The organism is Chamaesiphon sp. VAR_69_metabat_338 (genome assembly GCF_031423935.1).
Taxonomy (GTDB): Bacteria; Cyanobacteriota; Cyanobacteriia; order Cyanobacteriales; family Chamaesiphonaceae; genus Chamaesiphon.
Genome location: NZ_JANPGM010000568.1, coordinates 1 through 2,470 on the forward strand (window position 1 = coordinate 1; position 2,470 = coordinate 2,470).

Here is a 2,470-nt window from a genome sequence, read left to right on the forward strand (position 1 = left end):
TTTTAAACCAATGCAGTTCGCTGTCGGCGAGTTCCGCCCAAAACTGTTCGGGATTGGCTTTGGCGCGGGCATAGAGAGCTTCATATTCAGCTAAGCTCTTAATCTGTGCCGCTTGAGAAAATTCAGCGGAGGGGCTAAATAGTCGCTCTTCGTGGAGCGTAGATTCGATCGATGTTTCTGACATGGTAGGAGCGAAGATCGGTTAGCAATTATTATGTAGTCAATTATCACCCAGTTCGTGGGGCAAGTTGCTAATGGCGATCGAGGTAAAATCGATCGACTGTCGCTCTGTAACAATTGGGTATATCTCGATCGATAGTCTCATGCCGTAAAATATTATTCACTAGACAGTTATTGTGGTCGATTGAAAAGATATTCGCTGACTCTATTTTGTTGAGTTTGCAAGCCACGGATATCATCAGAAAAATCAATCAGTCGGCTATCGACTCCATTCAGACGGAGATCGACTGTATGCATCCGATTTTCAACTTTAGCAAGTTTAGTTTTGATTTCGGCTACTTCCGCTTCAAGATTAGCTAGCCTAGATTCAATCCGACTGTTGCTGGCAAGTATATCGTTAAACTGGCGTTCGTTATTTGCAAATCCTGCTTGAATGGCTTGGAGAATAGCATCATTATTTTCATTCATGTTTTTAGCCTCGGAAGTAATACTTTATTATAGTAATATTTTTTGTCGATCGACCGATTCATCCAGGCGGTTGTTAAGTCAATAATCTAGATTGCTAATACAGTTATAAATCTGCATTAAGAGGATCGCAATCCATCAGCATTTATCCAGGGTCTGTAGGGGCAGGTTTATGCAAGTAGTCTATGTCGATCGCAAATCATCTCCCAGCAAACCTGCCCTCCCCACCAGAGATTTACGAAGATTCATCCCCGATCATTAACCGTCTGCTTGTGACATTTTTAATTGCTGCAGGGAGGGCAGGTTTGTTTGTAAATTGCTAGTAAGAATCGCAGGTTATTTGCATAAACTTGCCCCTACAAGTCTTTAATATTAATTGAAGATCGATCGACCATCCGCTGAGATCGAATATTTTGTCTGAACTCTTGTCAGAATAATTAACCCACCAATCCTATTAAATACATGAAAATATGCAGTTCTGTGACATGTTAGCGATAGGTCGTGTCATAGTAATGTACTTTCTTGGAGTAAGCGGGGTCTATAAGCTAGAGCATCTGAGGAACAAGCATTCAATCTACTCTACTTGCTTCTATCAATATTATTCCCACCATAGCTCGAATTTAACCCCAATGACCGATCTTATAGGCGCAATCAATTCTACTGTTCTGGCGATCGTTGGTGTATTCTAACGAAAGCTATCGCTAATATTATGACAATTCGCAGCTAGTCTTCCGTGATAAAGAGTTGTGTTAGATCTTATCTTCCATCCACAACTCGGACAATCTCAACTTGAGTCTCGGTGACGCGATAAAAAATGATGTATTTCTCAACCAGTAATCCTCGAATATTGGGATCGAGATGAGGGTATGGTTTTCCAAGATTTGGAAACTGAGTCAAGTTATAAAACTTTTGGTTGAGTGTCTTAAATAACCGTTCTCCTGCTTCAACATTGGTTTCCAGAAAGTATTGAGATAGTCGATCTAAGTCTCGGATGCTACTGGGTGCGAGGATAAAATTCATGAGAGCCGCGTTTGCCGTGCCGCCTGAAATTGCTGAAGATATCCCTCCATCGCAGTTGCACCATCAACGCCTTCGCCGCGTTCGCGTAGCGTCGGCTCTGCCGAATCGAGTTCGGCGATCCCGATAGCAATTTGTTGACGGGTTTCTTCGATCCAGGTTTGATGTTCGGTATCGAGACGAGCGAGTAGTTGTAGGGCGATTGCTAGGACTTCCTCAGCGTTAGCGTAACGTCCGGTATCCAAGTGATTTTGAATGAGCTTTTCGTGTTCGGGGGTGATTGTCAGCATCAGTATAACGATCGGGCAAAGCCCACACTTTATGAAAGGGGATGATAACTCGATTATAACTGCTCGGATCTCTAGCTGCGTCTCAAACCCGATCGAGTCCTCAATTTGCCTACTTCTAGCCTTGCTGGTACCAGATCGATTAATAGCTCTGCTCTCACATGAATGTTAGTCGAGCACTATCGATCGTACCTTAATGCAACACCGATCGAGAATTCTCATAGTTTTGGCGGTTGCAATCGATCGCAATTCGATCGTGTTTAATTGGCACTTTTAATATTAGCTTTAATTATCATTAAAATAATTTTTTATTAACTGATTTTTAGCAGAGATCGTAGCAATTGATACTGTTTTTAATTGCAGTATTTTATGATTCCAAAAAATGAGATATGTCAATACCTTGTTGCAAATTGGTAACAAAAATTACAGTTTTATCAGCATTCAAAAACGACAATAGGTGGGAATAAATAGCAACGCACCATTTGAGTGCTCTAAAAAATATGAGGAGCGATCGGTAAATA

4 protein-coding genes are annotated in these 2,470 nt (G+C 41.5%); all 4 read right to left on the bottom strand.

The genetic code is table 11. From position 1 onward, the window contains the following. A partial coding sequence (locus RMO84_RS15635) for an acetyl-coenzyme A synthetase N-terminal domain-containing protein (RefSeq protein WP_310489365.1) occupies positions 1 to 184 on the bottom strand: 184 nt, incomplete at its 3' end. Positions 185 to 351: 167 nt separating this feature from the next. Further along, positions 352 to 648 carry a hypothetical protein gene (locus tag RMO84_RS15640; protein WP_310489366.1) on the bottom strand — a complete coding sequence of 99 codons (297 nt, stop codon included), beginning with the start codon at positions 646 to 648 and terminating at the stop codon, positions 352 to 354. 753 nt (positions 649 to 1,401) lie between these two features. Further along, positions 1,402 to 1,665, bottom strand: a complete 264-nt coding sequence (locus RMO84_RS15645; RefSeq protein WP_310489367.1) for a type II toxin-antitoxin system RelE/ParE family toxin — start codon at positions 1,663 to 1,665, stop codon at positions 1,402 to 1,404. Then, positions 1,662 to 1,952, bottom strand: a complete 291-nt coding sequence (locus RMO84_RS15650) for a type II toxin-antitoxin system ParD family antitoxin (RefSeq protein WP_310489368.1) — start codon at positions 1,950 to 1,952, stop codon at positions 1,662 to 1,664. Before RMO84_RS15650 ends, RMO84_RS15645 begins: the two co-directional genes overlap by 4 nt. Positions 1,953 to 2,470: the final 518 nt, after the last annotated feature.

What these genes read in the sequence shown, in the direction of transcription:
- RMO84_RS15645 (WP_310489367.1), bottom strand. Translation starts at nt 1,665, where the DNA reads ATGAATTTTATCCTCGCACCCAGTAGCATCCGAGACTTAGATCGACTA.
- RMO84_RS15640 (WP_310489366.1), bottom strand. Translation starts at nt 648, where the DNA reads ATGAATGAAAATAATGATGCTATTCTCCAAGCCATTCAAGCAGGATTT.
- RMO84_RS15650 (WP_310489368.1), bottom strand. Translation starts at nt 1,952, where the DNA reads ATGCTGACAATCACCCCCGAACACGAAAAGCTCATTCAAAATCACTTG.